Below are 25,233 nucleotides of genomic sequence, written 5' to 3'. Positions count from 1 at the left end.
ACATGGCACGCATCGTCGTCATCGGAGGAACCGGCTACGCCGGACGCCACATCGTCCAGGAGGCGGTGAGCCGCGGACACGAGGTCATCTCGGTGTCGCGCACGGCGCCGACGAATCCGGTCGACGGGGCGCTGGCCGTGCAGGGCTCCGTGCTCGACATCGACGCTCTCGGCCACGTCTTCGACGGTGCGGATGCCGTGGTGTCGGCGCTCTCGCCCCGCGGCGACATGTCGGAGGCCGTCCTCGGTGCGCTGCAGGGACTGGCCGCGAAGCTCAGCGGAACGCCGACGCGTCTCGGCGTCGTCGGCGGAGCGGGCGGCAGCCTGGTGGCGCCGGGCGGCCCCCGGCTGTTCGATCAGGACTTCCCCGAGGAGTACAAGCACGAGGCGCAGGTCGGCATCGATTCGCTCGCCCTGCTGGAGAGCACGGATGCCGGTCTCGACTGGTTCTTCATCCACCCCGCCGAGGTGTTCGGGCCGTGGATCGAGGGGGAGCGGACCGGTCACTACCGCGATGGCGGCGATGTCCTCGTGCGCGACGCCGACGGGAAATCCTTCATCTCCGGCGCGGACTTCGCGATCGCCGTGGTCGATGAGATCGAGCAGGGCAACCACCACCGCGAGCGGTTCACCGTCGGCTACTGATCCCCACGCCCGCTCGAGACGTCGCTGCGCGCCGCCTCGAGCCTTCGGGCGCGGGGCCCCTCCCCACGAAGGCGTTGTTCGATGAACTGCCGGAGCGGCTGGAGCAGCAACGTCAGACCAGGTCGCGCCAGTCGAGCGCAGCGGTGTCGTCCGACACGGGGACAGCGTCGGTGACCACCGGGATCGCCGTCGTCTCGGTGGGCGGTCCCATGATGGTGGCCTCGTCGCGCCGATGACGCAGCACCTCGTTGATGTAACTCGTCAGCACCTCGGCGAGTGGGACCGAACGACCCTGCGCCTGTGAGAGGTACCAGCGGTGCTCGAGCACCTGATGGAACACCTCTGCGGGCTCGAGCTTCGCGCGCAGGTCGTAGGGGATCGCTCGCACGACCGGCTCGAACACGCGCGTGAGCCACTCGTGCGCGTACATCTCCTCGTCGGCCCACTGCTTCTTCGACCGGGCGCGGAACTCGTCCAGGTCGTTCAGCAGACGTCGCGCCTGGTTCTCCTCGACGTCGAGTCCGGTGAGGCGGATGAGTCGACGCTGGTGGTGACCGGCATCCACGACCTTCGGCTGGATCTCGACCAGCGTGCCGTCCGCGGTGGTCGACATCGACATCTCGTCGATGTCGAAACCGAGGGCGTTCAGGCTCTCGACGCGCTCGGTGATCCGCCAGGTCTCGTTCGCCGAGAACGACTCGTGGGCGGTGAGGGCATCCCACAGCGCACGGTAGGACGAGACGATGCCGTCCGCGATCGCCACGGCATCCACTCCGTGCTCGAGCCGTCCGCCTGCGGCGAGATCCATGATCTCGCCGGCGATGTTCGTTCGTGCGAGGTCGAGGTCGTATGCGCGCTGGCCGTCGGTGAGACCTTCCTCGTGGAGCTCGCCCGTCTCGGCGTCCACCAGATACGCGGCGAACGCCCCGGCGTCCCGTCGGAAGAGGGTGTTCGACAGTGAGACGTCGCCCCAGTAGAAGCCGACGTTGTGGAGCCGGACGAGCAGCAGCGCCAGCGCGTCGACGAGGCGCGTGGCGGTGTCTGGGCGCAGCACGCGCGTGAACAGGGCGCGGTAGGGCATCGAGAAGCGCAGGTGCGACGTGACCAGCGCTGCCGGGAGCATCTCGCCCTCGGCGTCCGTCCTGCCGTCGATGACCGCGACCCGCGCCACGCAGGGCACATCGAGCCTGGCGAGGCTCCCGAGCATCTCGTACTCGCGCCGCGCCATCTCGGCGGTGGTCTCCTTGACCGCGACGACGCGTCCGGAGAGATCGGCGAAGCGCACCAGGTGACGGGAGAGCCCCTTGGGCAGCGAGACGATGTGCTCCGACGGCCACTTCGCCAAGGACGTCGACCACGGCAGGCCGAGCAGGCCCGGATCGACGGCGCTCGCGGTGATGCGCAGTGCATCCTGCATGGTGCTCCTCGTGTGACTGCGGTCGGGGAAAACGACGCGGCGCGGGCGACCAGAAGGTCAGCCCGCGCCGCGTGCGTGGTGTGCTTACGCCGCCGAGACGATCGGCTTGTCGTTCAGACGCTCGCCCGACTCGATGTCGAAGGCGTGCACGTGGCCGGGGTTCGCAGCCAGCGTGACCGTCTCGCCCGCGTTCGGGTGGCTGCGGCCGTCGACGCGCGCGACGATGTCGGTGCGCTTGCCGTTGATGTCGGTGTGTCCGTACAGGTAGCCGTCAGCACCGAGCTCCTCGACGAGGTCGACCGTGACCGAGAGACCCTTGCCATCGGCGGGGCCGACGGTGATGTCCTCGGGGCGAACGCCGATCGTGATCTCGCTGCCGTGCGCACGGCCGACCGTGTCACGGTCGAGCGGAACGACCTCGGAGCCGAACTGCACGCCGCCGTCGGCGAGGTTCGAGGTGAACAGGTTCATGGCGGGGGAGCCGATGAAGCCGGCGACGAACACGTTGTTCGGGCTCTCGTACAGGTCGCGCGGCGAGCCGACCTGCTGCAGGAGGCCGTCCTTGAGCACGGCGATGCGGTCACCCATGGTGAGCGCCTCGGTCTGGTCGTGCGTGACGTAGACCGTGGTGACACCGAGACGACGCTGCAGCGACGCGATCTGCGTACGGGTCTGGACGCGGAGCTTGGCGTCGAGGTTCGACAGCGGCTCGTCCATGAGGAACACCTGCGGCTGGCGCACGATGGCGCGACCCATGGCGACGCGCTGACGCTGACCACCCGAGAGGGCCTTCGGCTTGCGGGTCAGGTACTCCTCGAGGTCGAGCAGCTTGGCAGCCTCGAGCACGCGGGAAGCGCGCTCTTCCTTGCCGACGCCGGCGATCTTGAGCGCGAAGCCCATGTTCTCGGCGACCGTCATGTGCGGGTAGAGCGCGTAGTTCTGGAAGACCATCGCGATGTCGCGATCCTTCGGCGGGACGTCGGTGACGTCGCGGTCGCCGATGAGGATGCGCCCGGCGTTGACCTCTTCGAGGCCGGCGAGCATGCGCAGCGACGTGGACTTACCGCAACCGGAGGGGCCGACGAGGACGAGGAACTCGCCATCAGCGACCTCGAGGTTCAGCTTGTCGACAGCGGGACGGGTTCCGCCGGGGTACAGGCGGGTGGCGTCATCGAACGTGACAGATGCCATTGCATTTCTCCTTCACCGGCAGGTACGTGCCGGACGATCCGTTGTGATGGAAGCGGTGGGTACACCCACCGTGGCCCACCTTTGGGCCGAGTTCAGTATGCCATGAGTTGCCGCATCTGGGTATTTCCCAGCCTGCCTCGTTAGCATCGATGTCAGTGCTGCGCATACGCGGCCATGGGGGAACCCGTCCCCGCAGACTTTCAAGAGGAACGATGTCGAGCGACGAAACGCCGAACGTCCCCGCCGCACGCAACACCCGCGAGGCGGTTCGGGAGAAGGCCCAGCAGGTCAATGCCAAGCAGTCCCGCGCGCGCATCGTGCGTCGCGTCATCATCGGACTCGTGGCTGTCGTCGCCGTCGGTGCCGTGGGCACCGCCGTCGCGATGGCGGTCGGTTCGTCGGTCTCCGAGCCCACGTTGAATCCGGGCGGACTGGACGATGACGGCGTCGTCGTCCACGAGATCACGGGTGCCACGGTCAGCAGCGCCGAGATCCCCGCGACTCCGTCCGTCGAGCCGACCGAGGCCGGTGAAGAGGCGACTCCGACGCCAGAGCCGACCGCGGCCGGTGCCGTCGACATCCACATCTACGTCGACTACCTCTCGCCGGGGGCCGGTGAGTTCGAGCGCGCCAATGCGCTCCAATTGTCCGGCTGGATCACCGAGGGCGCAGCGACGGTCACGTACCACCCAGTCTCGCTGCTCACCGCCAACTCCAACGGCACAAAGTACTCGCTGCGCGCAGCAGCCGCTGCGGCGTGCGTCGCGGAGTACTCTCCGACGCAGTTCTACGCGTTCAACCACGAGCTCCTCGTGGGGCAGCCCGAAGTTGACAGCGACGGTCGCTCTGACGTCGAGCTCGCTGATCTCGCCGGAGCGGTCGGCGTCGACGCCGGCAAGAAGGTGCGCGCGTGCATCGAGGACCAGGACTTCGTCTCCTGGGCGAAGGCCGCAACGGCTCGCGCGCTGGAAGGCCCGCTGCCGGGATCCGAGGACCTCGCCCTGAGCGCCGCGCCCATGGTCGTCGTGAACGGTCAGGCGTATGTCGGATCGCTGAACGACCCGGCCGAGTTCTCGCAGTTCGTGCTCACGGTGTCCAGCGACGCCTACTACGAAGCCGCCGAGACAGCGACGCCCACGCCGACGCCCACGACCGAGGCGCCCGCGGCGACCGAGACGCCCACCGAAACACCCGCTGAGTGATCACCCGCCGACCCGTCGTCGACCGGTCGGTGCGGTGTCATAGACTCTCTGATGCGGCGCCTCGGCGCCGTTCGCCGACTTAGCTCAGCTGGTAGAGCACCTGTCTTGTAAACAGGATGTCGCGGGTTCGAACCCCGCAGTCGGCTCCATTCCGCCCTCACCTCCGCGCTCGCGTGCCAGGATGTCTCGCATGGACTACACGTATCTCGGACGCACCGGCACGCAGGTCTCGCGCATCGTCCTCGGGACGATGAACTTCGGCGATCGGACCTCGGAAGAGGACTCGTTCGCGATCATGGATCGTGCGCTCGAGCTGGGCGTGAACTTCTTCGACACCGCCAACGCCTACGGAGGCAGCGCGGGGCGCGGAGCGACCGAGGAGATCGTCGGGCGCTGGTTCGCCGCCCGCCCTGGGGTGCGCGACGACATCGTGCTCGCCACGAAGGTGCACTCGCCGATGGTGGGCGGCGACGTCGTGAACGCCCGCGGTTCCTCGGCCTGGCAGGTGCGCCGTGAAGCCGCCGGCTCGCTTCACCGCCTGCAGACCGACCGGATCGACCTCTACCAGTTCCACCACATCGACCGCCACATTCCGTGGGAGGAGCTGTGGCAGTCCATGGAGCTGCTCGTCTCGAAGGGCGAGGTCGTCTACACGGGCAGCTCGAACTTCGCCGCCTGGAATATCGCGCAGGCGAATGAGATCGCGCGCCAGCGTCACTTCCTCGGCCTCGTCAGCGAGCAGTCCCTGTACAACCTCGCGCACCGCTCCATCGAGCTCGAAGTGATCCCTGCGGCCCGGAACTACGGCCTGGGAATCCTGCCCTGGTCGCCGCTCAGCGGCGGCCTGCTCAGCGGCGGATCGTCTGATGCGAACGCCCGATCGAACACCGGACGTGCGGCGGAGACGAGGGCCGCGCACCAGGATCAGGTCGAGGCGTACGAGCGCTTCGCCCAGGAACGCGGCTGGAAGCCGGCCGCGCTGGGTCTCGCCTGGCTGCTGCACCAGCCCGGTGTCACCGGCCCGATCATCGGCCCGCGCACGATCGAACAGCTGGAGTCCGCCGTGACCGCTCTGGAGATCAAGCTCGGTGCAGAGGACCTGGCCGCTCTCGACGAGATCTTCCCCGGTCCTGGTGGCCAGGCTCCGGAGGCCTACGCCTGGTGAGGTGACGTGACGCCGAACAGTTCCGGATCGACCGGGCGCTGAGTGCGGGGGAGCTTCTCGACCACGAGTCGGTAGGACTCCGTCACGAGCTCTTCCACGAGCCCCGGTTCGATGGACGGGCCGGGTGTCACCGAGATCCAGTGCTTCTTGTTCATGTGATATCCCGGCGCGATGTCGGCGAAGGTCGCGCACAGCGCCTCGGCATCCTCGGGGTGCGACTTCAGCGTCACCATGGCGCGGCCCGAGTAGAGCGTCTGCAGCATGAAGACCTTGCCGCGGACCTTGAAGACATCCCACTCCGGCCCGAACGGATGCTCGAGGCCGGCACCCGGCAGCTCGTCCGCGCGCGCCTGGGCGGTCTGCAACAGCGTCTCGTCATCCATCAGAACAGTTTCTCCGCGGCGCCCTTGTCGTTGCTGCGCGGGGTCGCGATGACGCGGTCGTCCAGGGATGCCGCGGCCCCCAGCGCCTCGTCGATCACCTCGCGCCCGCCTTCGCCCAGCAGCCACTCGTGCGCGTAGTCGGTCGGGATCAGCACCGGCATCCGATCGTGGATGTCTACCAGGTGCTCCGGTGCCGGGCGCATGACGATCGAGAAGCACGTGAACCATTCGCCGTCCGCCGTCCGGCCGCGCTGCGTCACGGCGGCCATGCCGAACAGCGCTCCGGTGTCGAGCCCGAACTCGTGCCACACCCGATCGGGCTTCTGCAGCTCGAACCATCCGGTCGACGGCACGATCGCCCGTGACCGAGCCTTGCCCGGCTGATCCTGCAGACGCTCGGAGCGCGTATTGATCGACGGGAACTTCGCCGGTTCGCCGTTCACGAGGAACCCCCACCACGCGGGTTCGAGCGTCGCATCACCGTCCTGTGCCAGAACGATCGGGTTCAGGTTGCGCAGGTTCTTGCCGGTCGGCCGCAGCGTCTCGCCGGCATTGCGCTCGGCCCACTCCCGCAGGCCGTCGAGGATGTCGGCATCCGCCTCGGCCAGCAGCTCGGCATCGGTGAAGCGGGGATCGAGTCCGTAGCTCGCGCACATGCCGCAAGCGTATCCCCGGCCACCGACATCCGGTCGGGTAGCGTGACAGAAGTGTCCCGCAGTCGTCGAATCCCCGCCTTCGTCGCGATCGGCGGCGCGGTCTCGATCGGAGCGATGACCGCGATCCAGGCCCGCATCAACGGCGTGCTCGGCGTCCGCCTCGGCGACGGGGTCGTCGCGGGACTCGTCTCGTTCTCCTCCGGCCTGCTGCTGCTGGCGGTCCTGGTCGCTGCGCTCCCCGCCGGGCGAGCCGGGATGGCGCGGCTCTGGTTCGGCATCCGATCACGGACTGTCCCGGTATGGATGCTGCTGGGCGGCGCCTGCGGTGCTCTGACTGTGACGACCCAGGGCCTGACCGCCGCTGTCCTCGGGGTGTCGCTGTTCACCGTCGGCGTCGTGGCAGGCCAGACGCTGCACGGACTGATCCTCGACCGGATCGGGTTCGGACCGGCCGGCGTCGTGGCGGTCACCATGGGCCGCGTGGCCGGGGGAGCGCTCGCGCTGCTCGCCGTCGGCATCTCGCTCGGCGGCGACGTGCTCGCCTCGGCCCCGCTGTGGATGCTGCTGCTGCCCTTTGCCGCCGGTGTCGGCATCGCCTGGCAGCAGGCGGCGAACGGTCGTCTCGCGCAGCGTGTCGAATCGCCGGTGGCCGCCACCATGATGAGCTTCATCGCGGGGACGATCGTGCTCGCGATCGGCGCCGGCGTCAGCGTCGTCCTCAACGGACCGCCGAACCCGCTTCCCGCCGAACCGTGGATGTACCTGGGCGGACTCCTCGGCGTCTCGTACATCTTCCTCGGCGCGCGACTGGTCGCGCAGACCGGGGTGCTGCTGCTGGGGCTCGGATCCGTGCTCGGACAGCTCGTGACGGCGGTGGTCATCGACGCGATCTGGCCCGCCGACGCAGGCCCGGCCCTCTGGCAGACCATCGCGATGGTGGCGGTCGCCGTCACGAGCGTTCTCGTCGCGCTCCTGGGCAAGCGCCGACGCTGAGCTACTTCTTCTTGGTCTTCGCGGCCGGCATCCGGGTCAGCAGGGCTCCGGCATCCACGGGCTTGCGGCGTCCCGGCTTCTTCGTCGGCTTGCCGCCGACATAGAGCCAGCCGAGCAGTTCCTCGTTCTTCTTCAGCCCGTGCGCCTTCGCGACCGCCTTCGCGCGCGTGTAATGACCGGTGCGCCAGATGACGCCCCACCCCGCCTCATCCAGAAGCAGACTCAGCGTGTGCGCGACGCCGGAGGCGACGGCCTCCTGCTCCCAGCGCGGCACCTTCTCGCTCCGGCGATAGCTGGCCACGATCGCGATCACCAGCGGCGCGCGCAGCGGCTTGGACGACGGATGCTTGTCGCCCTCCGCCTTCGCTATGGCAGCGCCGAGTACCTCGCGGTCGGCCCCGCGCAGCTCGATCAGCCGCCACGGGCGCAGCGAGGAGTGGTCGGCGACGCGTCCGGCAGCGGCGACGAGGGGCAGCAGCTCCGCGTGGGTCGGTGCCGCGTCCGTGACCTTCGACCAGGACTGCCGGGCGAGGACGGCGTCGAGCGCGCTCACGACTGCGGGTTCTTCGGAGCGTCGGGCGGCGCGGGCGTGAAGTTCAGCGCCAGCGAGTTCATGCAGTAGCGGTCACCGGTCGGTGTGCCGAAGCCGTCGGGGAAGACGTGGCCGAGGTGCGACCCGCAGTTCGCGCAGCGCACCTCGGTGCGCACCATGCCCAGGGTCGTGTCCTCGATGAGCTCGACGGCATCCGGGCGGATGGACTCGTAGAAGCTCGGCCATCCGCAGCCGGAGTCGAACTTCGTGCCGCTCTTGAACAGCTCGACGCCGCACGCGCCGCAGGTGTACAGGCCCGCGCGCTCCTCGTCGAGCAGCTCGCCCGTCCAGGCGCGCTCCGTGGCCGCTTCGCGGAGCACGGCGTACTGCTGGTCGCCGAGCTCGGCACGCCACTGCTCATCGGACTTGTTCACGCTGTATGACATCCGGACCTCCTGAGTCGTCATGTTCTATTCTGACGCGCCTGGACGCGGTCGGCGCGCGCGGATGCGGAACACCGGGAGTGGCTCCCCGGAGCGGAGGCGCTCCCGGCGTAGGCTTCGGGCATGCTCGGAGATCTGACGGACCGCGACCGCGCGATTCTCGCGGTCGAGGTCTCCTGGCCGCGGCACAGCGGATCGAAGGAAGAGGCGATCCGGACGCAGCTCGGCATGAGCCCCGCGCGCTACTACCAGCTGCTCTGGCGACTCATCGACACCGAGCAGGCGCTCGCGCACGACCCGCTCCTGGTGCGGCGGCTGCGTCGGATCCGGGACGCCCGCGGCGCGCAGCGCACCGTGCGCATGCAGGGCTTCGTCGGCTGAGAGCGTCGGCCGCGGCATCCTGAACGTCGCTTCGGAGGATGCCGAGATGCATGCCCTAGCATCGAGGGGTGTCCAAGCCCGCTCGTGATCGTTTCGACGATGTCCCCCGCACGTCCGGCCGCGTAGGAGCCCACCGCGCCGAGAACCCCGGAAGCAACGGGTGGATGGTCCTGCTCTGGGCTGTCGTCGCCGCGCTCGTCCTGCTCGTCGTCGGCATCTTCGTCGCCCTCGTCGTCATGGGGCGCATCGTGCTGTTCCCGACCCCCGAGGCTTCGGTGGCGCCCGTTCCCGAGGACACCGGGATCGTGGACACCTCGTACTCGGTGATGATCCTGAACGCGACGCCGGACGATGGCCTGGACGACCAGATGCGCGAGGAGCTGATCACCGCCGGGTACAACGCCGACCTCGTGTTCGCGGTCGACGGTGCATCGGACGATTTCGCCGACACCACCGTCTACTACGTGGACGAGGCCGATGCGGATGCCGCGACAGGACTCGCTGGTCTCATCGGCGGCGCCGTCGTCGAGCAGAGCGATTACTACGCCGCGATGAACGATACGGGGCAGGCCCAGCTGACCGTCGTCATCGGCCTCGATCGGACCGGCGAAGCGCCCGCCGAGTAGGTGGTCATGGTGCCGCACCGGTTCCCGGTCGGCACGTGTTTCTCTCTGCGCGTACGCGGCTTGCACTCGATGTGGTCGAGTGCCAGAATGGGCGTTAGCACTCGATCACTCCGAGTGCTAAACCGAACGTATACGTCCAGGAGGGACGACAAAACTCATGGCAAAGATCATCGCTTTCGATGAGGAGGCCCGTCGCGGTCTCGAGCGCGGCCTGAACATCCTCGCCGACGCTGTCAAGGTGACCCTCGGCCCGCGTGGTCGCAACGTCGTGCTCGAGAAGAAGTGGGGCGCCCCCACGATCACGAACGACGGTGTGTCCATCGCCAAGGAGATCGAGCTGGACGACCCGTACGAGAAGATCGGCGCGGAGCTCGTCAAGGAGGTCGCCAAGAAGACCGATGACGTCGCAGGTGACGGAACCACCACCGCGACCGTCCTCGCTCAGGCTCTGGTCCGCGAGGGTCTGCGCAACGTCGCAGCCGGCGCCGACCCGATCTCGCTCAAGAAGGGCATCGAGAAGGCTGTCGCGGCCATCACCGAAGAGCTCCTCTCCAGCGCCAAGGAGATCGAGTCCAAGGCGGAGATCGCGGCCACCGCGTCCATCTCGGCTGCGGACCCCTCGATCGGCGAGCTCATCGCCGAGGCGATCGACAAGGTCGGCAAGGAGGGTGTCGTCACCGTCGAGGAGTCGCAGACCTTCGGCACCGAGCTCGAGCTCACCGAGGGCATGCGCTTCGACAAGGGCTACCTGAACCCGTACTTCGTCACCGACGCAGACCGCCAGGAAGCCGTGTTCGAGGAGCCCTACATCCTCATCGCGAACTCGAAGATCTCGAACATCAAGGATCTTCTCCCCGTCGTCGACAAGGTGATCCAGGACGGCAAGGAGCTCGTCATCATCGCCGAGGACGTCGAGGGCGAAGCTCTCGCGACTCTCGTGCTCAACAAGATCCGCGGCATCTTCAAGTCGGCTGCCGTCAAGGCTCCCGGCTTCGGCGACCGTCGCAAGGCGCAGCTGCAGGACATCGCGATCCTCACCGGTGGTCAGGTCATCACCGAAGAGGTTGGTCTCAAGCTCGAGAACACGACGCTCGACCTGCTCGGCCGTGCTCGCAAGGTCATCATCACCAAGGACGAGACCACCATCGTCGAGGGTGCCGGCGAGTCCGACCAGATCGAGGGTCGCGTGACCCAGATCCGTCGCGAGATCGAGAACACCGACAGCGACTACGACCGTGAGAAGCTCCAGGAGCGCCTCGCCAAGCTCGCGGGCGGCGTCGCCGTCATCAAGGCGGGTGCGGCGACCGAGGTCGAGCTCAAGGAGCGCAAGCACCGCATCGAGGACGCCGTTCGCAACGCGAAGGCAGCCGTCGAAGAGGGAATCGTCCCCGGCGGTGGCGTCGCGCTGATCCAGGCCGGCACCAAGGCTCTGGATGCTCTCGAGCTCGACGGCGACGAGGCAACCGGCGCGAACATCGTTCGCGTGGCCATCTCGGCTCCGCTGAAGCAGATCGCCCTCAACGCCGGTCTCGAGCCGGGCGTCGTCGCGGCCAAGGTCGCGGAGCTGCCCACGGGTCAGGGCCTCAACGCCGCCACGGGTGAGTACGTCGAGATGTTCGCAGCGGGCATCATCGACCCGGCCAAGGTGACGCGCTCTGCTCTGCAGAACGCCGCATCGATCGCCGGTCTGTTCCTCACGACCGAGGTTGTCGTCGCCGACAAGCCCGAGAAGGTCGCGGCTCCGGCCGGCGACCCGACGGGTGGCATGGACTTCTGAGTCCAGACAGGTTCAGAACCTCGCGGTTCACACAGAAACGCCCCGGCTTCGGCCGGGGCGTTTCTGCGTTCCGCAGCGGGGGGATCAGCGGAACAGGCTCGCGGAGTACGCGTCGGCGTCGTCGTAGTTGCGCGAGGCGTTGCCGAGCGCGATGCTGATCGACGCCAGCACCTGCTCGACCTGCATCTGCGCGGCGCGCCACTGCTCGCCGCAGGACTGGAATGCGGCCGATGCGTTGCCGGTCCACGAGGACTGCAGCTGCGTCAGCTGTGCGGTGAGCGCCGTCGACTCGGCCTGCAGACGCTCGACGGTGCCGCGCGTGGCGGCGGTGACGGTGTTGACGGCTTCGGTATCGACGCTGAAGACGGACATGGGGACTCCTTTCGTTGCCCGACGTCGCCCGCCGGGAGCTTCGAGAGTAGGTCTCCAGCAGTGACGGGCGCCGCTCGCGCGGACGGCATCCACGGCCGCCGTGCAGAACCCGCCGTCCGGGCGGGCCTGTGCAGGGCGGGTGCGTCAGAGCTGGAGCGGCTCGATCGGCTGCGTGTCCTGGAGCAGATGCTCCGGGATCGCTCTGGCCGGTGCGAGTGGCAGGGTGACCGTGAAGGTGGCTCCTCCGCCTGGCGTCTCGGACACCGAGACCTTCCCGTGCAGCGCCTCGACGATGGACGCCACGATCGCCAGCCCGAGGCCTGAGCCGCCGGTCTCGCGGGCGCGCGAGGTGTCGGCCCGCCAGAACCGCTGGAAGATCTGCTCGCGGATCTGCTCGGGGACGCCCTCGCCGTGATCGGCGATCGAGATCGTGCCGACTCCCGCCACCCGGTCGGCGCCGACGACGATCTCGATCGGCGATTCCTCGCTCGAGAAGCGGCGGGCGTTGCCCAGCAGGTTGGCCACGACCTGGCGGACCTTGTTCTCCTCGCCGAGCACGATCGGCGGCGTGCTCACCGGGTTGTCGATGACCTCGCTGAAGTCGATCTCGGAGACCGGCTCGACCTGCGGCGTGCGCGATCGCCGCCGGAGCCTGGCCAGCGTCGCGCCTGCACGACCGCGGGGTGCCTGGGGTGGACGATGCGGATCGATCGGCACCGGCACGGTGGGGGCTCTGAGCGGGGGCTGGTCGGCCGTCGTATCGACCACGGTGATGGTGCGCCCCGGGGCCGCGGCACGAACATCCAGTGCGGCATCCCTCGCGATCGGGCGCAGGTCCAGGGGAGTGATCTCGGGTTCGCGCTCCTCGTCCAGACGGGCAAGGGCGAGGAGATCCTCGACGAGCACGCCCATCCGGATCGCCTCCTTCTCGATCCGCTCCATCGCGCGCGCGGTGTCCTCCTCGCCGCGGATGGCTCCCATCCGATACAGCTCGGCGTAGCCGCGCACGCTCACGAGCGGGGTGCGCAGCTCATGGCTTGCGTCGCCGATGAAGCGGCGCATGTGCTGCACCGTGCGGTCACGGTCGGCGATCGAGCGGTCGAGGCGATCGAGCATGGTGTTGATCGCGAGGTTGAGCCGGCCCACCTCCGTGGTCGGCTCGAGGTCCGTCATGCGCTGGCTGAAATCGCCGGAGGCGATCTCCATGGCGGTGGCCTCGACATGGCCGAGACGACGGAACGTCAGGGTGACCAGGCCGCGGATCAGCAGAGCCGCGATGAGGATCGTGAACAGGGCGACGGTCGTGTACACCCCGAAGTAGAGCCCGATGATGCGGTCGACCTCTTCGAGCGGCAGTGCGACATACTGCACGTAGACGATCCCGTCGGGACCCTGCTTCGTGCTCACCGCCCCGTTGAACTGCGCTGAGCCGTCGGCGCTGGTCAACTCGAGCGGAATCGCGTCCTCATCGACCTTCGCCTGAGCGAGCGAGTAGGTATCGGGGAAGTTCGGCGCCACCGCATCCTGGGCACCGCCCGCCTGCGCGACGAAGTTCCCCGCGGCGTCGTAGAACGCGACGAAGGCCTCGCTGCGAACCGCGTCATCCCGCGCGTTGAGCACGAGCCCGCCGTCGCCGTCCGAGGACACATCGAAGAAGCGGTCGGCCATATCCGTGCCGGCCAGCGGTTGCAGCTGTGCGTTGATGTTGCCGATCAGCGCCGTGCGCATGATCGGCACCGTGCCGATACCGGCGACGAGCAGGCCGAGCGCGAGCACCGCGACCGTGACGCCGGTGACCTTCGCCCGCAGGCTGATGCGCCGCCACCAGCTGGTGACCGCGTCGGGCTTGTGCGCCATGCGGTCCCTCCTGTGAACGGCGTGCGGCGAGCGGCGCTCAGGCGGACTTGCCGCCGACCTTCAGCATGTAGCCGAAGCCGCGCTTGGTCTGGATGAGCGATTCCTCGGTGTGCGGGTCGATCTTGCGGCGCAGGTACGAGATGTAGCTCTCCACGATCCCGGCATCCCCGTTGAAGTCGTACTCCCACACATGATCGAGGATCTGCGCCTTCGAGAGCACACGGTTGGGGTTGAGCATGAGGTAGCGGAGCAGCTTGAACTCGGTCGGGCTGAGCTCGATCGGCACCTTGCCGACATACACGTCGTGAGTGTCCTGGTCCATCGATAGCTCGCCGGCGCGGATGATCGACTCCTCGTCGGCCTGCATCGTGCGTCGCAGGATCGCCTGCGCACGGGCCACGATCTCGTCGAGGGCGAACGGCTTCGTGACGTAGTCGTCGCCGCCGGCGTTGAGGCCTTCGATCTTGTCCTGCGTGTCGTCCTTGGCGGTTAGGAAGAGGATCGGCGCCGTGAAGCCGGCACCGCGCAGGCGCTTGGTGACGCTGAAGCCGTTCATGTCAGGGAGCATGACGTCGAGGATGATGAGGTCGGGCTCCTCCTCGAGGACCGCCGAGATCGTGGCGGCTCCGTTCCCGACGGTCTTCACCTGGAATCCGGCGAAGCTCAGACCCGTGGACAGCAGGTCACGGATGTTCGGCTCGTCATCGACGACCAGGATGCGCGCATCAGTCATGCCCCCATTATGGTGACTTCATCGATGCAGATGCTGACTATCTGCCGGAGCGGCGGTTCACCGGCCAGCGCATCCCCGACGAACGGGGCGCGTCGATCAGGCTGCGGCGAGCTCGTCGGCGTCGAGGATCGTATAGCTGTAGCCCTGTTCCGCGAGGAAGCGCTGCCGGTTCTGCGCGTAGTCCTGATCGACCGTGTCCCGGGCGATCAGCGTGTAGAAGCTCGCCGTGTGACCGGACTGCTTCGGTCGCAGGAGACGCCCCAGACGCTGCGCCTCCTCCTGCCGGGATCCGAACGATCCGGAGACCTGGATGGCGACGGAAGCCTCGGGGAGGTCGATCGAGAAGTTGGCGACCTTCGAGACGACGAGCAGCGAGATGTCGCCCTCGCGGAACGCGCGGTACAGCTCCTCGCGCTCATCGACAGGGGTGGCGCCGGTGATCTGCGGGGCGTTCAGTGCCTCGGCGAGCGTCTCGAGCTGGTCCAGATACTGACCGATCACGAGGATCTGCTCGCCGGGGTGCTTGGCGATCAGTTCGCGCACCGCGTCGATCTTCGCCGGCGCGGACGCGGCCAGTCGGTAGCGGTCGTCGTCGGTCGCGGCGGCGTACTCCAGGCGATCGCTCGGCGGCAGGTCGACGCGCACCTCGTAGCAGGCGGCGGGGGAGATGAACCCCTGCGCTTCGATCTGCTTCCACGGTGCGTCGAACCGCTTGGGACCGATCAGGCTGAACACGTCGCCTTCGCGTCCGTCCTCGCGCACCAGCGTTGCCGTCAGACCGATGCGGCGCCGCGCCTGCAGGTCGGCCGTGAGCTTGAACACCGGGGCGGGGAGCAGGTGCACCTCGTCGTAGACGATCAGGCCCCAGTCCAGGGCATCCAGCAGCGCGAGGTGAGCGTACTCGCCCTTCCGCTTGGCGGTGAGGATCTGGTAGGTCGCGATCGTGACCGGCTTGACCTCTTTGGCCTGGCCGGAGTATTCGCCGATCTCCTCCGGGGTCAGCGATGTGCGCTTGAGGAGCTCGTCGCGCCACTGGCGTGCCGAGACGGTGTTCGTCACGAGGATGAGCGTCGTCGTCTTCGTAGCGGCCATCGCTCCGGCGCCGACGATCGTCTTGCCCGCGCCGCACGGCAGCACCACGACGCCGGAGCCGTCCTTCGAGAAGGCATCGACGGCATCCTGCTGATACGGACGGATGTGCCAGCCGTCCTCGGCCAGATCGATCTCGTGCGGGGTGCCCGGCGTGTAGCCGGCGAGGTCCTCGGCAGGCCAGCCGATCTTCAGCAGCTCCTGCTTGATCTGTCCGCGCGCCCACGCGTCGACGACGTAAGTGTCCGGAGTGGGGTGCCCGACCAAGAGCGGTTGAATGCGCTTGTTGCTCGCGACCTGCGTGAGCACGGCCGGGTCGATCGAACGGAGGATCAGGGTTCCCTCGTCATCGCGCTCGATCGTCAGCCGACCGTAGCGGTTCACCGTCTCCTTGAGGTCGACGGCCACCGAAGGCGGCACGGGGAAGCGCGACCAGCGGTCGAGCGTGTCCAGCATGTCCTCGGCGGTGTGGCCGGCCGCACGGGCGTTCCACAGCCCGAGGCGCGTGATGCGGTAGGTGTGGATGTGCTCCGGCGCCCGCTCCAGCTCGGTGAAGATGGCCAGCTCGTGGCGTGCGCTCTCGGCATCCGGGTGCGCGACCTCGAGCAGGACTGTGCGATCGCTCTGGACGATCAGGGGGCCATCAGACATAGCTGACCAGTCTACTGCGCCCGGCTCCGGGTGGCGTGGCGTCAGCGGTCGCCGGCATCGACGATGCGCGCGGATCGGATGCTGGAGACGGGCAGGGTCCGCTCGACATCGGCGGCCCGGTCGCGGCCGCGCAGCCGCCCGCCGCCGAGGCCGCTGGCCTCGAGCGTCAGCTCGCGGGATGAGCCGTCGGGCATGCCGACCTCGACCACGACGACCGCGCGCTGGCGGACGGCGGCTTCGAGTTCGCGGTCGAGCCAGGCGGCATCGGCATCCGGCCCCTGATGCTCGCGCAGCCGGGCGATGAGCGGCGCGTAGGACGGAGTGCTCTGCGTCGGCGACTCGGCGGGCATCGGGGCGCGCTGCGTGGACACCGGCTGTCCCTCGGCATCCACGAGGGTCGCCGGATAGCGCGCATCGGCGAGGGCCCAGTAGACCGTCTCTGCGCGCACTCGAGAGATGAGCATGCCGTCCTCGACGGTCAGTGCCAGCGGGCGGAGCGCGCGATCGACGTTCATGGTCTCGATGAGGTGCGGATCGCTGCTCGTGACCGTTGTGCCGTGATCGGACGTCCACACGCGGACCAGGCCATGACGCTGCGCGGTCTGCGCGACCAGGTAGGCGAGCGGCTGCGGCATCCCTGTCAGCGAGAGCGCACCGAGGAACTCGAGGATCGATGCCTCGGTCTCGCCCTCGACGAGGCCGCGCGTGATCGATTCCGGTGTGAACCGGTAGGACGAGGACTGTGCGGAGTCGCGCTCGACCATGCTGCGCAGGCGCACGTCCAGGGAGGGCACGAGCGGTCCGGGTGCGATCGCCGTGAGATCGTTCTGCAGGAAAACGCGGTCGACTTCCACCGGCACCGACCGGGTGAGCGGTTCCGGATCGGCATCCTCACCGTGGCGAAGACGCTCCGCCCAGACGGGCTCCGTGCCGTCGTCCGCGATCAGCCCGAGCAGATGGGCGCGTCGCCGCAGGTGCTGCTCGGCGACGGGCCATCCGGCATCCCACGGGTACGCACTGACCCAGGCGGACGGCGGGACCCATCCGTCGCCCGAACGGATGCCGGCGGGCAGCGCCGCGCGGAAGGCCATGGCCAGGCGCGTCCAGCGGTCCGCGAACCCGAGCCGGAGCCATTCCTCGCCTGCGGCGGTGGGGACCACGCGCCGCTCCTGGGTGCGAACGAGGGCGGCGTCCGCGGCGAGAGCGCGCAGATCGTCCGCATGCTCGCTGTCGACACCGGCCTCGGCGAGACGCTTCTTCTCGCCCGCGGCGAGCAGCCCGGTGGCGAGCAGCGCCAGCGGCGACTCGCGAGCGGCGAGCAGCAGGTCGGCGAGTCGCGCGACCGTCGCGAAGGCGCGCTCGGCGGCGCGGGCGGCGGCCTCATCCGAGGCGGACTCCGGTTCTGCACTGTCGGCGACGGCGGCGAGCCCTCGATCCGTGAGCGCATCGGCCACCGGGGCGAAGGGCATGCCGTCCTGATCGAGCAGCGCAAGGGCGGTGAGGCGATCGCGGTTCGGCCCGGCATCCTCACCAGAGGCGGCGCGGGCGAGAGCGGCGGCATCCCCCAGGGGGAGTGCGGAGATCGCGCGCTCCACAGAGCCGGGGTCGAGCAGCGCCTCGGCGGCGTCGAAGAAGTCGTTCCATGTCGCATCAGGGCGCACGCCGCGTCCGGCGAACAGCAGTTCGAGCTCCGCATCCGCGGCAGCGGCCAGCCACACGGCGAGCGGGCGGGCGTGCGTGCTCATCGTCAGGAGCGCTTGTTCGCGCGTCCCTTCCGGACGAAGCTCATGATCAAGAGCGTCAGGATGAGGATGAACGCGACGGGGAGACCCCATTGCGGTACGGCGGCGACCACGGGCCATGCGCCGTTCGCGAAGTCCTCGTGGCTCATGCCGACGGCGGTGCCGATGATGATCGCGAAGAAGCAGATGACCGAGAGCGCGGCCAGTGCGAGCGCGGTGAAGGCGAGGATCCGATCCACTGCGCGGATCGTGATGTCCGACCCGGAACTCTGCGTGCTCATCCGTCTCAGCCTAGTCCCTCGTTCCCCGGTAGGCTGGAGACAGGTGCGCGTGGACGCACCCGAAGTTTCCGTCAGCAACACAGCGAGGTTCTCCATGCCCACCGGCAAGGTCAGGTTCTACGACGATGAGAAGGGGTTCGGCTTCATCGCCAGCGATGACGGCCAGGACGTCTTCCTGCACGCCTCCGCCCTGCCGACGGGCGCCGCAGTGAAGCCGGGCAGCCGGGTCGAGTTCGGCGTCGCCGACGGCAAGCGCGGACTGCAGGCGCTCTCGGTGCGCGTGCTCGAGGCCCCGGCGAGCCTGGCGAAGGCCAAGCGCAAGCCGGCCGACGACATGGCGATCATCATCGAGGACCTCGTGAAGCTCCTCGACGGCATCGGCGGCGACCTGCGCCGCGGCCGCTATCCCTCCTCCAGTCATGGTCGCAAGATCGCGGCAGTGCTGCGCAAGGTGGCTGATGACCTCGATGCCTGAGCCCGATGCGCGTCTGATCGACGCCCGTGATCTCGCGCTCGCCGCGCTGCACGAGATCACGCCCGCATCGGCCGTCGGCCCTGCGGCCGGTTACACGGCCGAGGAGGACGGTTCGGTGTCTCTCCGGTTCGAGAATCGGCTCGGCGGCTATCCGGGCTGGTACTGGACTGTGACGGTCGCGGTCGTCGACGGCGCGGAGCCGACGGTGCTCGAGGTCGAACTGCTCCCCGGTGACGGGGCGCTGCTGGCTCCGGACTGGGTTCCGTGGGCCGAGCGCCTCGCTGAGTACCGCGCGCACCAGGCCGAGCTCGCCGAGCAGGCGGCGGCCGAGGCATCCGATGCGGTCGTCGCGGACGACGCGGAAGAGGACGTCGACGACGAGGACGAGGATGCCGAGTCGGAGGACGAGGACTTCGACGGCGATGAGGACGACGACGAGGAAGACGCGGTCGTCTCGCCGAGACTGCACGCCGGCGATCTGGACGGCGTCGACATCGACGAACTCGACGACTCGGCTGCGGACGACGAAGACGACGAGGCCCAGGAAGAGGCCGAGGACGAGGACGAGGATACCGAGGATGACGAGTCCGAGGATGACGAGTCCGAGGGCGAGACGGACGGCGACTCCGACGAAGAGGAGTGACGCGCGTCACGCACTGTGTACACAGAACTGCCCCGCCTCTCGGAAGAGATGCGGGGCAGTTCTCGTCGGGGCCTATGCCTCGGAGTTCGCGAGCACGTAGTCGATCGAACGGATGAGCTGACGCACGTCGTCGGGCTCGATCGAGACGAACGTCGCGACGCGCAGCTGGTTGCGGCCGAGCTTGCGGTACGGCTCGGTGTCGACGATGCCGTTCGCGCGCAGCGTCTTCGCGATCGCGGCCGCGTCGACGCTGTCGGCGAAGTCGATCGTCGCGACGACGGGGGAACGGTGCGCGGCGTCGGTGACGTAGGGCGTCGCGACGTCGGACGCCTCGGCCCAGTCGTAGAGCGCCTGCGAGGACTCGGCAGTGCGGGCTCCGGCCCAGGCGAGTCCGCCGTTGCCGTTGATCCAGCGCAGCTGGTCGTCGAGCAGCAGGAGCGTCGTCAGCGCCGGGGTGTTCAGCGTCTGGTTCAGACGCGAGTTGTCGACGGCGTTCTTCAGGCTGAGGAATTCGGGGATGTAGCGATCGGATGCTGCGATGCGCTCGATCCGTTCGATCGCGGCGGGCGAGACAGCCGCGAACCACAGCCCGCCGTCCGAGCCGAGGTTCTTCTGCGGGGCGAAGTAGTACACGTCGGCCTGCGCGGCGTCGAAATCGATGCCTCCGGCGGCGCTCGTCGCGTCGATGACGGTGAGGGCGCCCTCCGCGGAGACGCGCTCGATCGGGGCGGAGACGCCGGTGGAGGTCTCATTGTGCGGCCACGCGTAGACGTCGATGCCGTCCACGATCTCAGCGGCCGTGCGCGAGCCCGGCTCGGCGTTGCGGACATCCGGTGCCTGCAGCCACGGTGCGGCGGCGGCCTTGGCGAACTTCCCGCCGAACTCGCCGAAGACGAGATTCTGCGAGCGGTTCTGGATCAGGCCGAATGCCGCGGCATCCCAGAACGCCGTCGATCCGCCGTTGCCGACGATGATCTCGTATCCGTCCGGAACGCGGAACAGGGTCGCGAGCTGCTCGCGGACGCTGCCGACGAGGTTCTTGACGGGAGCTTGTCGGTGCGAGGTGCCCAGGATCGAGCCGCCGGAGGCGACCAGGGCCTCGAGCTGCGCGGGGCGCACCTTGGACGGACCGCAGCCGAAGCGGCCGTCGACGGGCAGGAGGTCACGGGGAATCTCGATCGCCATGCGTCGATTCTAGGCCTGACGTGCGCGGGCGTTTCCCCGCGTGACGGGGCTGATGTCCGCGCAGGAATGTAGGCTTGCCTAAGAAACTTCGGAGGGGCAGATGACCGACCTGATCGACACCACGGAGATGTATCTCCGCACCATCCTCGAACTCGAGGAGGAGAACATCGTTCCGCTGCGCGCGCGCATCTCCGAGCGCCTCGGCCACTCCGGCCCGACGGTCTCGCAGACGGTCGGACGCATGGAGCGCGACGGTCTCGTCGTCGTCTCCGAGGACCGCACTCTCGAGCTGACGGATGCCGGGCGCCGCAAGGCCGTCGACGTGATGCGCAAGCACCGGCTGGCCGAGCGCCTGCTCTCCGATGTGATCGGTCTGGACTGGGCGTACGTCCACGACGAGGCGTGCCGCTGGGAGCACGTGATGAGCGAGCAGGTCGAGCGCCGCCTCGTCGAACTGCTCGGGCACCCCACCGAGTCGCCCTACGGCAACCCGATTCCCGGTCTCGACCAGCTCGGCGACCTGCCCGCACGGACGTTCGATGAGGGCGTCATCGGTCTCGTGCAGAAGCTGAACGCCGCGGAGGAGTCCACGGAGGGCACGGTGCGTCGCCTCGCGGAGCCCGCGCAGGTCGATCCAGAACTGCTGCAGCAGCTGCGCGATGCCGGCGTCGTTCCCGGCGCGCGCGGTCGCTACCGCTACAACGAGGGCTACGTGCTGATCGAGATGGACGGCAACGACCAGGGTCTCGAACTTCCCGTCGAACTCGCGGCGCACATCTTCCTCGTGCGCGACGAGGCCTGATCTTCGCGGATCCCGATGCCGCGGCATCCGCCTTCGGAGGATTGCCAGGTTGGCAGGGTGACAGAATCGTTATCTTCCGGTAACCTCGGTCAAGTCGCCCGCGAAGGAAGCCCGGGGGCGATGACCGCGAAGATCGCCTCACCGGCTCGTCGTCTTCGCGGGAGACGATCGCACAAGCCCGAAGCTAAACGTGCCCCGATAGCAGAGTGCCGACGAGCCAGCGCGACCCGAGCGCGAGGCGCAGGAGGATCACTGATCTTGGCCACAGACATCGAATCGCCCGAGAAGACATCTGAAGATCGCACCCCCGCCCGTCGTGGCGCGGGTCGAAGCGGGCGCAAGCTGTCCGTGAAGAAGCCGTTGCGCTCGATCGCCATCTTCGGCGCCGTCGGAGCCCTCGTCGCCGCTGTCGCTCTGCCGGCGTACGCGTCGACCACGCCGACCGCCGAGGTCGCCACCACGCTCCAGCAGGTCGCCATGGATGACGCGCAGTCGCTCGTCGTGGCATCCGAAGCGACGGCCGCTCCGATGGATCGCGGCAACTACTCGGCCACCACACCGGACGAGATCGCACAGAAGAAGGCCGAAGAAGCGGCCGCAGCCCGTGCCGAAGCCGCGGCGAAGGCCGCTGCCTCTCGTGGCGGTGGCGGCGGAGTGAGTACAGCAGGTATCCCTCTTGTAGCTCCCGGATCCGGCGAGGTCCGCAACCCCGTCGGCGGCGGCTACTACGTCAGCCGCACGCTCAGCGGCAGCCACAACGGCGCCGACATGGTCGGCGACGCCCGCACGCCGCTGTACGCCGCGGCTGCGGGCACGGTGCGCATCTCCACCGACAGCTACTACGGCTACGGGGTCGGCGTCGTGATCGACCACGTCCTCGGCGGTCAGCAGGTCTCCACGCTCTACGGTCACATGATCTACGGTTCGCGTCAGGTCCAGGCGGGCCAGACCGTGCAGGCCGGTCAGCTGATCGGGTTCATGGGCAGCACCGGACGCTCGACCGCGAACCACCTCCACTTCGAGGTGCGGATCGGCGGCAGCCTGGTCGAGCCGATCGGCTGGCTGAACGCCAACGGCGCTCCGGCCTGATCCTTCCTCGACACGCCGTCCCCCGTTCACCGGCTGTTTCGCCCGCACCCAGGTCGATGGGTTAGCCTGATCCCGTTGTCGCACAGGCGGGAGTCGCTGATGGACCGAATACCGAGCATCCGAACCATGGATGCGCTCGGCCTTCTGGTGCTTCGGCATTGCCCGCAGGGATGCCACGGTGCAGCCGTGCGCGAAAGGCGCTGTCTCTAGAGACGGCGCCTTTTCTCGTCCCTGCGTACAGAATTCCTCCGCCCGTGCGGCCTCGTGTGAGTCGAGAGTGCCGGGAAGCCGTCCCGGCGTATCGAGAGGAAGATGATGCGCACACTGGTTCTGAACGCCGGCTACGAGCCGCTTGCGGTGGTGTCCTTCAAGCGAGCGCTCGTGCTCGTGATGAACGAGAAGGCGACCGTGATCGAACACGTCGAAGGGGATCCCGTCTGGGCGAGCCACGGCAGATTCGATCGCCCGGTCGTGATCATCCTGAGTCGCTACGTCCGCGTGCCGTCGAGCAGACGGGTGCCCGTCACCAGACGCGGGGTCCTGCGTCGGGACAATCACCGATGCGGGTACTGCGGCAAGGCCGCTTCGACGATCGACCACATCCTGCCGCGCTCGCGCGGGGGAGCGGACTCGTGGGAGAACCTCGTCGCGTGCTGCCTGCGCTGCAACAACGTCAAGAGCGACCGCACGCCGCAGGAGATGGGGTGGGAGCTGCGGTTCGCACCGCGCCCGCCGCACAACACCGCCTGGACCGTGCGCGGAACCGAGCGCAGCGACCCGCGGTGGGAGCCGTATCTGGCGCTTGCGGCCTAGGCTGAGCTCATGACCCGAGCCCTGATCGTGATCGACGTGCAACGCGGTTTCGAGGACGACGCATTCTGGGGGCCGACGGCCAATGCCGAGTGCGAAGCGAACATCGCGCGCCTCATCGCGGCGTGGGAGCGCGACGGCGAACCGATCGTCGTCGTGCGTCATGACTCCCGGTCGGCGGTCTCGCCGCTGCACCCGACGCACCAGGGCAACGCGCTCATGGATTTCGTCGCGGCGGTCGACCCTGCGCTGTTCGTGACGAAGTCGGTCAACTCCGCGTTCCACGGGACTCCGGATCTGGATGCGTGGTTGCGGGTGTCTTCTATCGACGAGGTCGTGCTCTGCGGCATCCAGACCAATATGTGCGTGGAGACGACTGCGCGGTTGGCCGGCAATCTCGGGTACCACACCACGGTCGTGCTCGACGCGACCAGGACCTTCGATCTCGAGGCGCACATCGCCGGGGTCGGTACGGTGCGGCGCACCGCGGCCGAGCTCATGGCGACGACGGCCCTCGTGTTGCAGGAGGGCGACTTCGCCCGCGTCGTCGCGACCGAGGACATCGTTTCGGCTGGGTAGACTGGTCGAGCCAGCCTCTGTAGCTCAATGGAAGAGCAGTTGCGTCCTAAGCAAACGGTTGGGGGTTCGAGTCCCTCCAGGGGCACAGTCTCTTTTTGGCTCTGACCAGGACTTTTTTCCGTGGTCAGACCACAGAAAACTCATTTTTGGCCGCTTTTTGGCCGCATTTGAATCTCCTATGAGCCAAAAAATCGGTCGGCGACAAGGTCCGACAAGGGGCTTCATCGGGCGTCTCAGGACGCCAAAATCGCGTGCATGGGGCATCGTGGCCTCGACGGAGAAATTGAGCAATCTGCTCACTGCGCTGATTTCGGTCGAGAGTAGCGAGTCTGTGGGCCTGTCTGCAGCGCGATCAGCGGCATCGCGGCGTTCAGTCGGGTCGCGACGGCATCCAGATCGTCGTCGAAGAGATCGGCGTAGGTGTCGAGCGTCATCGCCGCCGAGGCGTGCCCGAGCATCCGCTGCACGGCCTTCACGTTGGCGCCCGAGCTGATCGCGAGCGAGGCGGCGGTGTGCCGAAGATCGTGCGGGGTGAGCCGCGGGATCGACGGATCGATCTCCTGCGCCCGGCGGACCGCGTTCGCGAACCAGCCCTGCGCACCCGAGTTGCGCATGTGGTTGGTCCCGTCGCCGAACAGCAGCCCCTCGGGCCCCTTGCCGGCGCACGCCTGCTCGATCATCGCGGCCAGACGCTCGGGGTAGGGGACCGAGCGCTTCTCGTGTGTCTTGGGCGTGCCGACGTGGATCTCGTAGGCAATCATCACCGCGTTCTCCTCGATGACGAAGCGCCGACGAAGCCGGTTCACGCTGCGCACGCGCAGTCCCGTCGCCTCGCCCCAGCGCAGGCCGGTATACGCCAGCGTCAGCACGAGCGTCGGATGCGCCGAGCACGCAGACAGCGTCGCCACCTGGTCATGCGTGAGGTACACGCGGCGCTTGCCCGGCCCTTTCCGAGGAAGGCTGCGGATATGCCGGGCCGGATTGCTCGAGAGGCGGCGATCGTCGATCGCGACATCGAGAATGCCGGCGAGAATTCCGAGGCAGCGCAGGACGACCGTACGAGACTTCCGTGTCGCCAGGTCGGACACCCAATCCTGCACTTCCGAGCGCCGGATCGACCAGATCTCCCGGTCAGCCCACACCGGGGCCACGTGGTTCTTCCACGCCCGCTCGAGCGTCATGTAATACGACGGCTTCGTCATCGGTGGCTGCTTGGACCGCAACCAACTGTCCGCGAACATCTGCACCGGAACACGGGACGTGGACGGATCGACGTACTCGCCCTTCGACTTCGATACCGTCACCATCGACAGGTACAGCTCCGCCTCCCGCATCGTCGTGAAGCCGCGCTTCTGCGCCTCGGAAAGATCCGGTTTCCGATAGCGCACTCGGTACCGGCGACCCTTCACCGTTTCGTATGGGGTGATGGTGCCCATCTTGGCTATGTCAACTTGAAGTGGCCCAGGGGTGACGGTCTGATCTGGCCCAAGGCGGAGTCTGGTCGGGCGCGGCTCG

At 68.2% G+C, this 25,233-nt stretch carries 27 protein-coding genes and 2 tRNA genes; 15 read left to right on the top strand and 14 right to left on the bottom strand.

All coding sequences use genetic code 11. The features are described from left to right. Positions 1 to 2 precede the first annotated feature (2 nt). The gene (locus ACWAT3_RS15320) at positions 3 to 644 is read left to right on the top strand and encodes an NAD(P)-dependent oxidoreductase (RefSeq protein WP_460799803.1); all 642 of its coding nucleotides are present in this window, start codon (positions 3 to 5) and stop codon (positions 642 to 644) included. A 112-nt stretch (positions 645 to 756) separates the two neighbouring features. Here ACWAT3_RS15320 and ACWAT3_RS15315 read toward each other — a convergent pair whose 3' ends face one another. Next, positions 757 to 2,061: a DUF4032 domain-containing protein gene (locus ACWAT3_RS15315; protein ID WP_460799801.1), complete on the bottom strand. Its 1,305-nt coding sequence runs from the start codon at positions 2,059 to 2,061 to the stop codon at positions 757 to 759. A gap of 84 nt (positions 2,062 to 2,145) precedes the next feature. Further along, entirely contained in the window at positions 2,146 to 3,252 is a 1,107-nt protein-coding gene (locus tag ACWAT3_RS15310; protein WP_460799799.1) for an ABC transporter ATP-binding protein, read from the bottom strand. A 212-nt stretch (positions 3,253 to 3,464) separates the two neighbouring features. Here ACWAT3_RS15310 and ACWAT3_RS15305 point away from each other — a divergent pair, with 212 nt between their 5' ends. The 3 genes from ACWAT3_RS15305 (at position 3,465) to ACWAT3_RS15295 (ending at position 5,619) form a co-directional block, all read left to right on the top strand. Further along, positions 3,465 to 4,454, top strand: coding sequence for a DsbA family protein (locus ACWAT3_RS15305; RefSeq protein WP_460799797.1), 990 nt, complete (start codon positions 3,465 to 3,467; stop codon positions 4,452 to 4,454). A gap of 73 nt (positions 4,455 to 4,527) precedes the next feature. After that, positions 4,528 to 4,603, top strand: a tRNA-Thr gene (locus ACWAT3_RS15300). A gap of 41 nt (positions 4,604 to 4,644) precedes the next feature. Beyond that, complete coding sequence (locus ACWAT3_RS15295; RefSeq protein WP_460799795.1) at positions 4,645 to 5,619, top strand: aldo/keto reductase; 975 nt, start codon at positions 4,645 to 4,647, stop codon at positions 5,617 to 5,619. On the opposite strand, the gene ACWAT3_RS15290 is transcribed toward ACWAT3_RS15295, so the two are convergent. Further along, on the bottom strand, positions 5,607 to 6,002 hold the full coding sequence (locus tag ACWAT3_RS15290) for an MmcQ/YjbR family DNA-binding protein (RefSeq protein WP_460799794.1): 396 nt from the start codon (positions 6,000 to 6,002) through the stop codon (positions 5,607 to 5,609). The two genes, ACWAT3_RS15295 and ACWAT3_RS15290, sit on opposite strands and share 13 nt — an antisense overlap. Continuing rightward, the gene (locus ACWAT3_RS15285; RefSeq protein WP_460799792.1) at positions 6,002 to 6,658 is read right to left on the bottom strand and encodes an SOS response-associated peptidase family protein; all 657 of its coding nucleotides are present in this window, start codon (positions 6,656 to 6,658) and stop codon (positions 6,002 to 6,004) included. Before ACWAT3_RS15285 ends, ACWAT3_RS15290 begins: the two co-directional genes overlap by 1 nt. Before the next feature lie 42 nt (positions 6,659 to 6,700). Here ACWAT3_RS15285 and ACWAT3_RS15280 point away from each other — a divergent pair, with 42 nt between their 5' ends. Continuing rightward, positions 6,701 to 7,651, top strand: a complete 951-nt coding sequence (locus ACWAT3_RS15280) for a DMT family transporter (protein WP_460799791.1) — start codon at positions 6,701 to 6,703, stop codon at positions 7,649 to 7,651. Position 7,652: 1 nt separating this feature from the next. On the opposite strand, the gene ACWAT3_RS15275 is transcribed toward ACWAT3_RS15280, so the two are convergent. Further along, positions 7,653 to 8,204: a nitroreductase family protein gene (locus ACWAT3_RS15275; protein WP_460799789.1), complete on the bottom strand. Its 552-nt coding sequence runs from the start codon at positions 8,202 to 8,204 to the stop codon at positions 7,653 to 7,655. Beyond that, positions 8,201 to 8,629 carry a peptide-methionine (R)-S-oxide reductase MsrB gene (gene msrB, locus ACWAT3_RS15270; protein WP_460799937.1) on the bottom strand — a complete coding sequence of 143 codons (429 nt, stop codon included), beginning with the start codon at positions 8,627 to 8,629 and terminating at the stop codon, positions 8,201 to 8,203. The genes ACWAT3_RS15275 and msrB overlap by 4 nt, the downstream gene beginning before the upstream one ends. 120 nt (positions 8,630 to 8,749) lie before the next feature. Between msrB and ACWAT3_RS15265 the strand changes: the two genes are divergently transcribed. From ACWAT3_RS15265 to groL, 3 genes are all read left to right on the top strand, one after another. Then, entirely contained in the window at positions 8,750 to 9,007 is a 258-nt protein-coding gene (locus tag ACWAT3_RS15265) for a DUF3263 domain-containing protein (protein ID WP_460799787.1), read from the top strand. A 68-nt stretch (positions 9,008 to 9,075) separates the two neighbouring features. Further along, the gene (locus ACWAT3_RS15260) at positions 9,076 to 9,633 is read left to right on the top strand and encodes a LytR C-terminal domain-containing protein (protein WP_460799785.1); all 558 of its coding nucleotides are present in this window, start codon (positions 9,076 to 9,078) and stop codon (positions 9,631 to 9,633) included. A gap of 157 nt (positions 9,634 to 9,790) precedes the next feature. Further along, complete coding sequence (gene groL / locus ACWAT3_RS15255) at positions 9,791 to 11,410, top strand: chaperonin GroEL (protein ID WP_460799783.1); 1,620 nt, start codon at positions 9,791 to 9,793, stop codon at positions 11,408 to 11,410. 84 nt (positions 11,411 to 11,494) lie between these two features. Here the strand turns inward: groL and ACWAT3_RS15250 are convergent, their stop codons facing one another. From ACWAT3_RS15250 to ACWAT3_RS15225, 6 genes are all read right to left on the bottom strand, one after another. Then, positions 11,495 to 11,782, bottom strand: a complete 288-nt coding sequence (locus ACWAT3_RS15250) for a WXG100 family type VII secretion target (protein WP_460799781.1) — start codon at positions 11,780 to 11,782, stop codon at positions 11,495 to 11,497. A gap of 144 nt (positions 11,783 to 11,926) precedes the next feature. Further along, positions 11,927 to 13,639 (bottom strand): sensor histidine kinase, encoded by a 1,713-nt coding sequence (locus ACWAT3_RS15245; RefSeq protein ID WP_460799780.1) that lies wholly within the window; start codon positions 13,637 to 13,639, stop codon positions 11,927 to 11,929. A 37-nt stretch (positions 13,640 to 13,676) separates the two neighbouring features. Then, positions 13,677 to 14,372 carry a response regulator transcription factor gene (locus ACWAT3_RS15240; protein WP_120229555.1) on the bottom strand — a complete coding sequence of 232 codons (696 nt, stop codon included), beginning with the start codon at positions 14,370 to 14,372 and terminating at the stop codon, positions 13,677 to 13,679. Positions 14,373 to 14,468: 96 nt separating this feature from the next. Beyond that, positions 14,469 to 16,112, bottom strand: coding sequence for a DNA repair helicase XPB (locus ACWAT3_RS15235; protein ID WP_460799778.1), 1,644 nt, complete (start codon positions 16,110 to 16,112; stop codon positions 14,469 to 14,471). 41 nt (positions 16,113 to 16,153) lie between these two features. Next, positions 16,154 to 17,857 carry a helicase-associated domain-containing protein gene (locus ACWAT3_RS15230; protein ID WP_460799776.1) on the bottom strand — a complete coding sequence of 568 codons (1,704 nt, stop codon included), beginning with the start codon at positions 17,855 to 17,857 and terminating at the stop codon, positions 16,154 to 16,156. Positions 17,858 to 17,859: 2 nt separating this feature from the next. Then, positions 17,860 to 18,135 (bottom strand): multidrug ABC transporter ATPase, encoded by a 276-nt coding sequence (locus ACWAT3_RS15225; RefSeq protein ID WP_460799774.1) that lies wholly within the window; start codon positions 18,133 to 18,135, stop codon positions 17,860 to 17,862. Positions 18,136 to 18,229: 94 nt separating this feature from the next. Between ACWAT3_RS15225 and ACWAT3_RS15220 the strand changes: the two genes are divergently transcribed. Next, a complete protein-coding gene (locus ACWAT3_RS15220; protein WP_460799772.1) occupies positions 18,230 to 18,610 on the top strand; it encodes a cold-shock protein in 381 nt (126 codons plus the stop codon). Then, positions 18,594 to 19,253 carry a DUF3027 domain-containing protein gene (locus ACWAT3_RS15215; RefSeq protein ID WP_460799770.1) on the top strand — a complete coding sequence of 220 codons (660 nt, stop codon included), beginning with the start codon at positions 18,594 to 18,596 and terminating at the stop codon, positions 19,251 to 19,253. The genes ACWAT3_RS15220 and ACWAT3_RS15215 overlap by 17 nt, the downstream gene beginning before the upstream one ends. A 72-nt stretch (positions 19,254 to 19,325) precedes the next feature. Here ACWAT3_RS15215 and serC read toward each other — a convergent pair whose 3' ends face one another. After that, on the bottom strand, positions 19,326 to 20,438 hold the full coding sequence (gene serC, locus ACWAT3_RS15210) for a phosphoserine transaminase (protein ID WP_460799768.1): 1,113 nt from the start codon (positions 20,436 to 20,438) through the stop codon (positions 19,326 to 19,328). A gap of 100 nt (positions 20,439 to 20,538) precedes the next feature. Here serC and ACWAT3_RS15205 point away from each other — a divergent pair, with 100 nt between their 5' ends. The 5 genes from ACWAT3_RS15205 (at position 20,539) to ACWAT3_RS15185 (ending at position 23,803) form a co-directional block, all read left to right on the top strand. Further along, a complete protein-coding gene (locus ACWAT3_RS15205) occupies positions 20,539 to 21,240 on the top strand; it encodes a metal-dependent transcriptional regulator (protein ID WP_460799767.1) in 702 nt (233 codons plus the stop codon). Between the two features lie 258 nt (positions 21,241 to 21,498). Beyond that, positions 21,499 to 22,329, top strand: a complete 831-nt coding sequence (locus tag ACWAT3_RS15200) for a M23 family metallopeptidase (RefSeq protein ID WP_460799765.1) — start codon at positions 21,499 to 21,501, stop codon at positions 22,327 to 22,329. A 315-nt stretch (positions 22,330 to 22,644) separates the two neighbouring features. Then, positions 22,645 to 23,142, top strand: a complete 498-nt coding sequence (locus ACWAT3_RS15195) for an HNH endonuclease (protein WP_460799764.1) — start codon at positions 22,645 to 22,647, stop codon at positions 23,140 to 23,142. Between the two features lie 9 nt (positions 23,143 to 23,151). After that, the gene (locus tag ACWAT3_RS15190; RefSeq protein ID WP_460799762.1) at positions 23,152 to 23,718 is read left to right on the top strand and encodes a cysteine hydrolase family protein; all 567 of its coding nucleotides are present in this window, start codon (positions 23,152 to 23,154) and stop codon (positions 23,716 to 23,718) included. Between the two features lie 13 nt (positions 23,719 to 23,731). Further along, positions 23,732 to 23,803 (top strand) — tRNA-Arg (locus ACWAT3_RS15185). A gap of 211 nt (positions 23,804 to 24,014) precedes the next feature. On the opposite strand, the gene ACWAT3_RS15180 is transcribed toward ACWAT3_RS15185, so the two are convergent. Next, positions 24,015 to 25,154: a tyrosine-type recombinase/integrase gene (locus tag ACWAT3_RS15180; protein WP_460799761.1), complete on the bottom strand. Its 1,140-nt coding sequence runs from the start codon at positions 25,152 to 25,154 to the stop codon at positions 24,015 to 24,017. Positions 25,155 to 25,233 lie beyond the last annotated feature (79 nt).

The sequence above is a fragment of the Microbacterium sp. GXF0217 genome (assembly GCF_054798195.1).
This window is presented reverse-complemented; position numbering and strand designations above follow the sequence as displayed.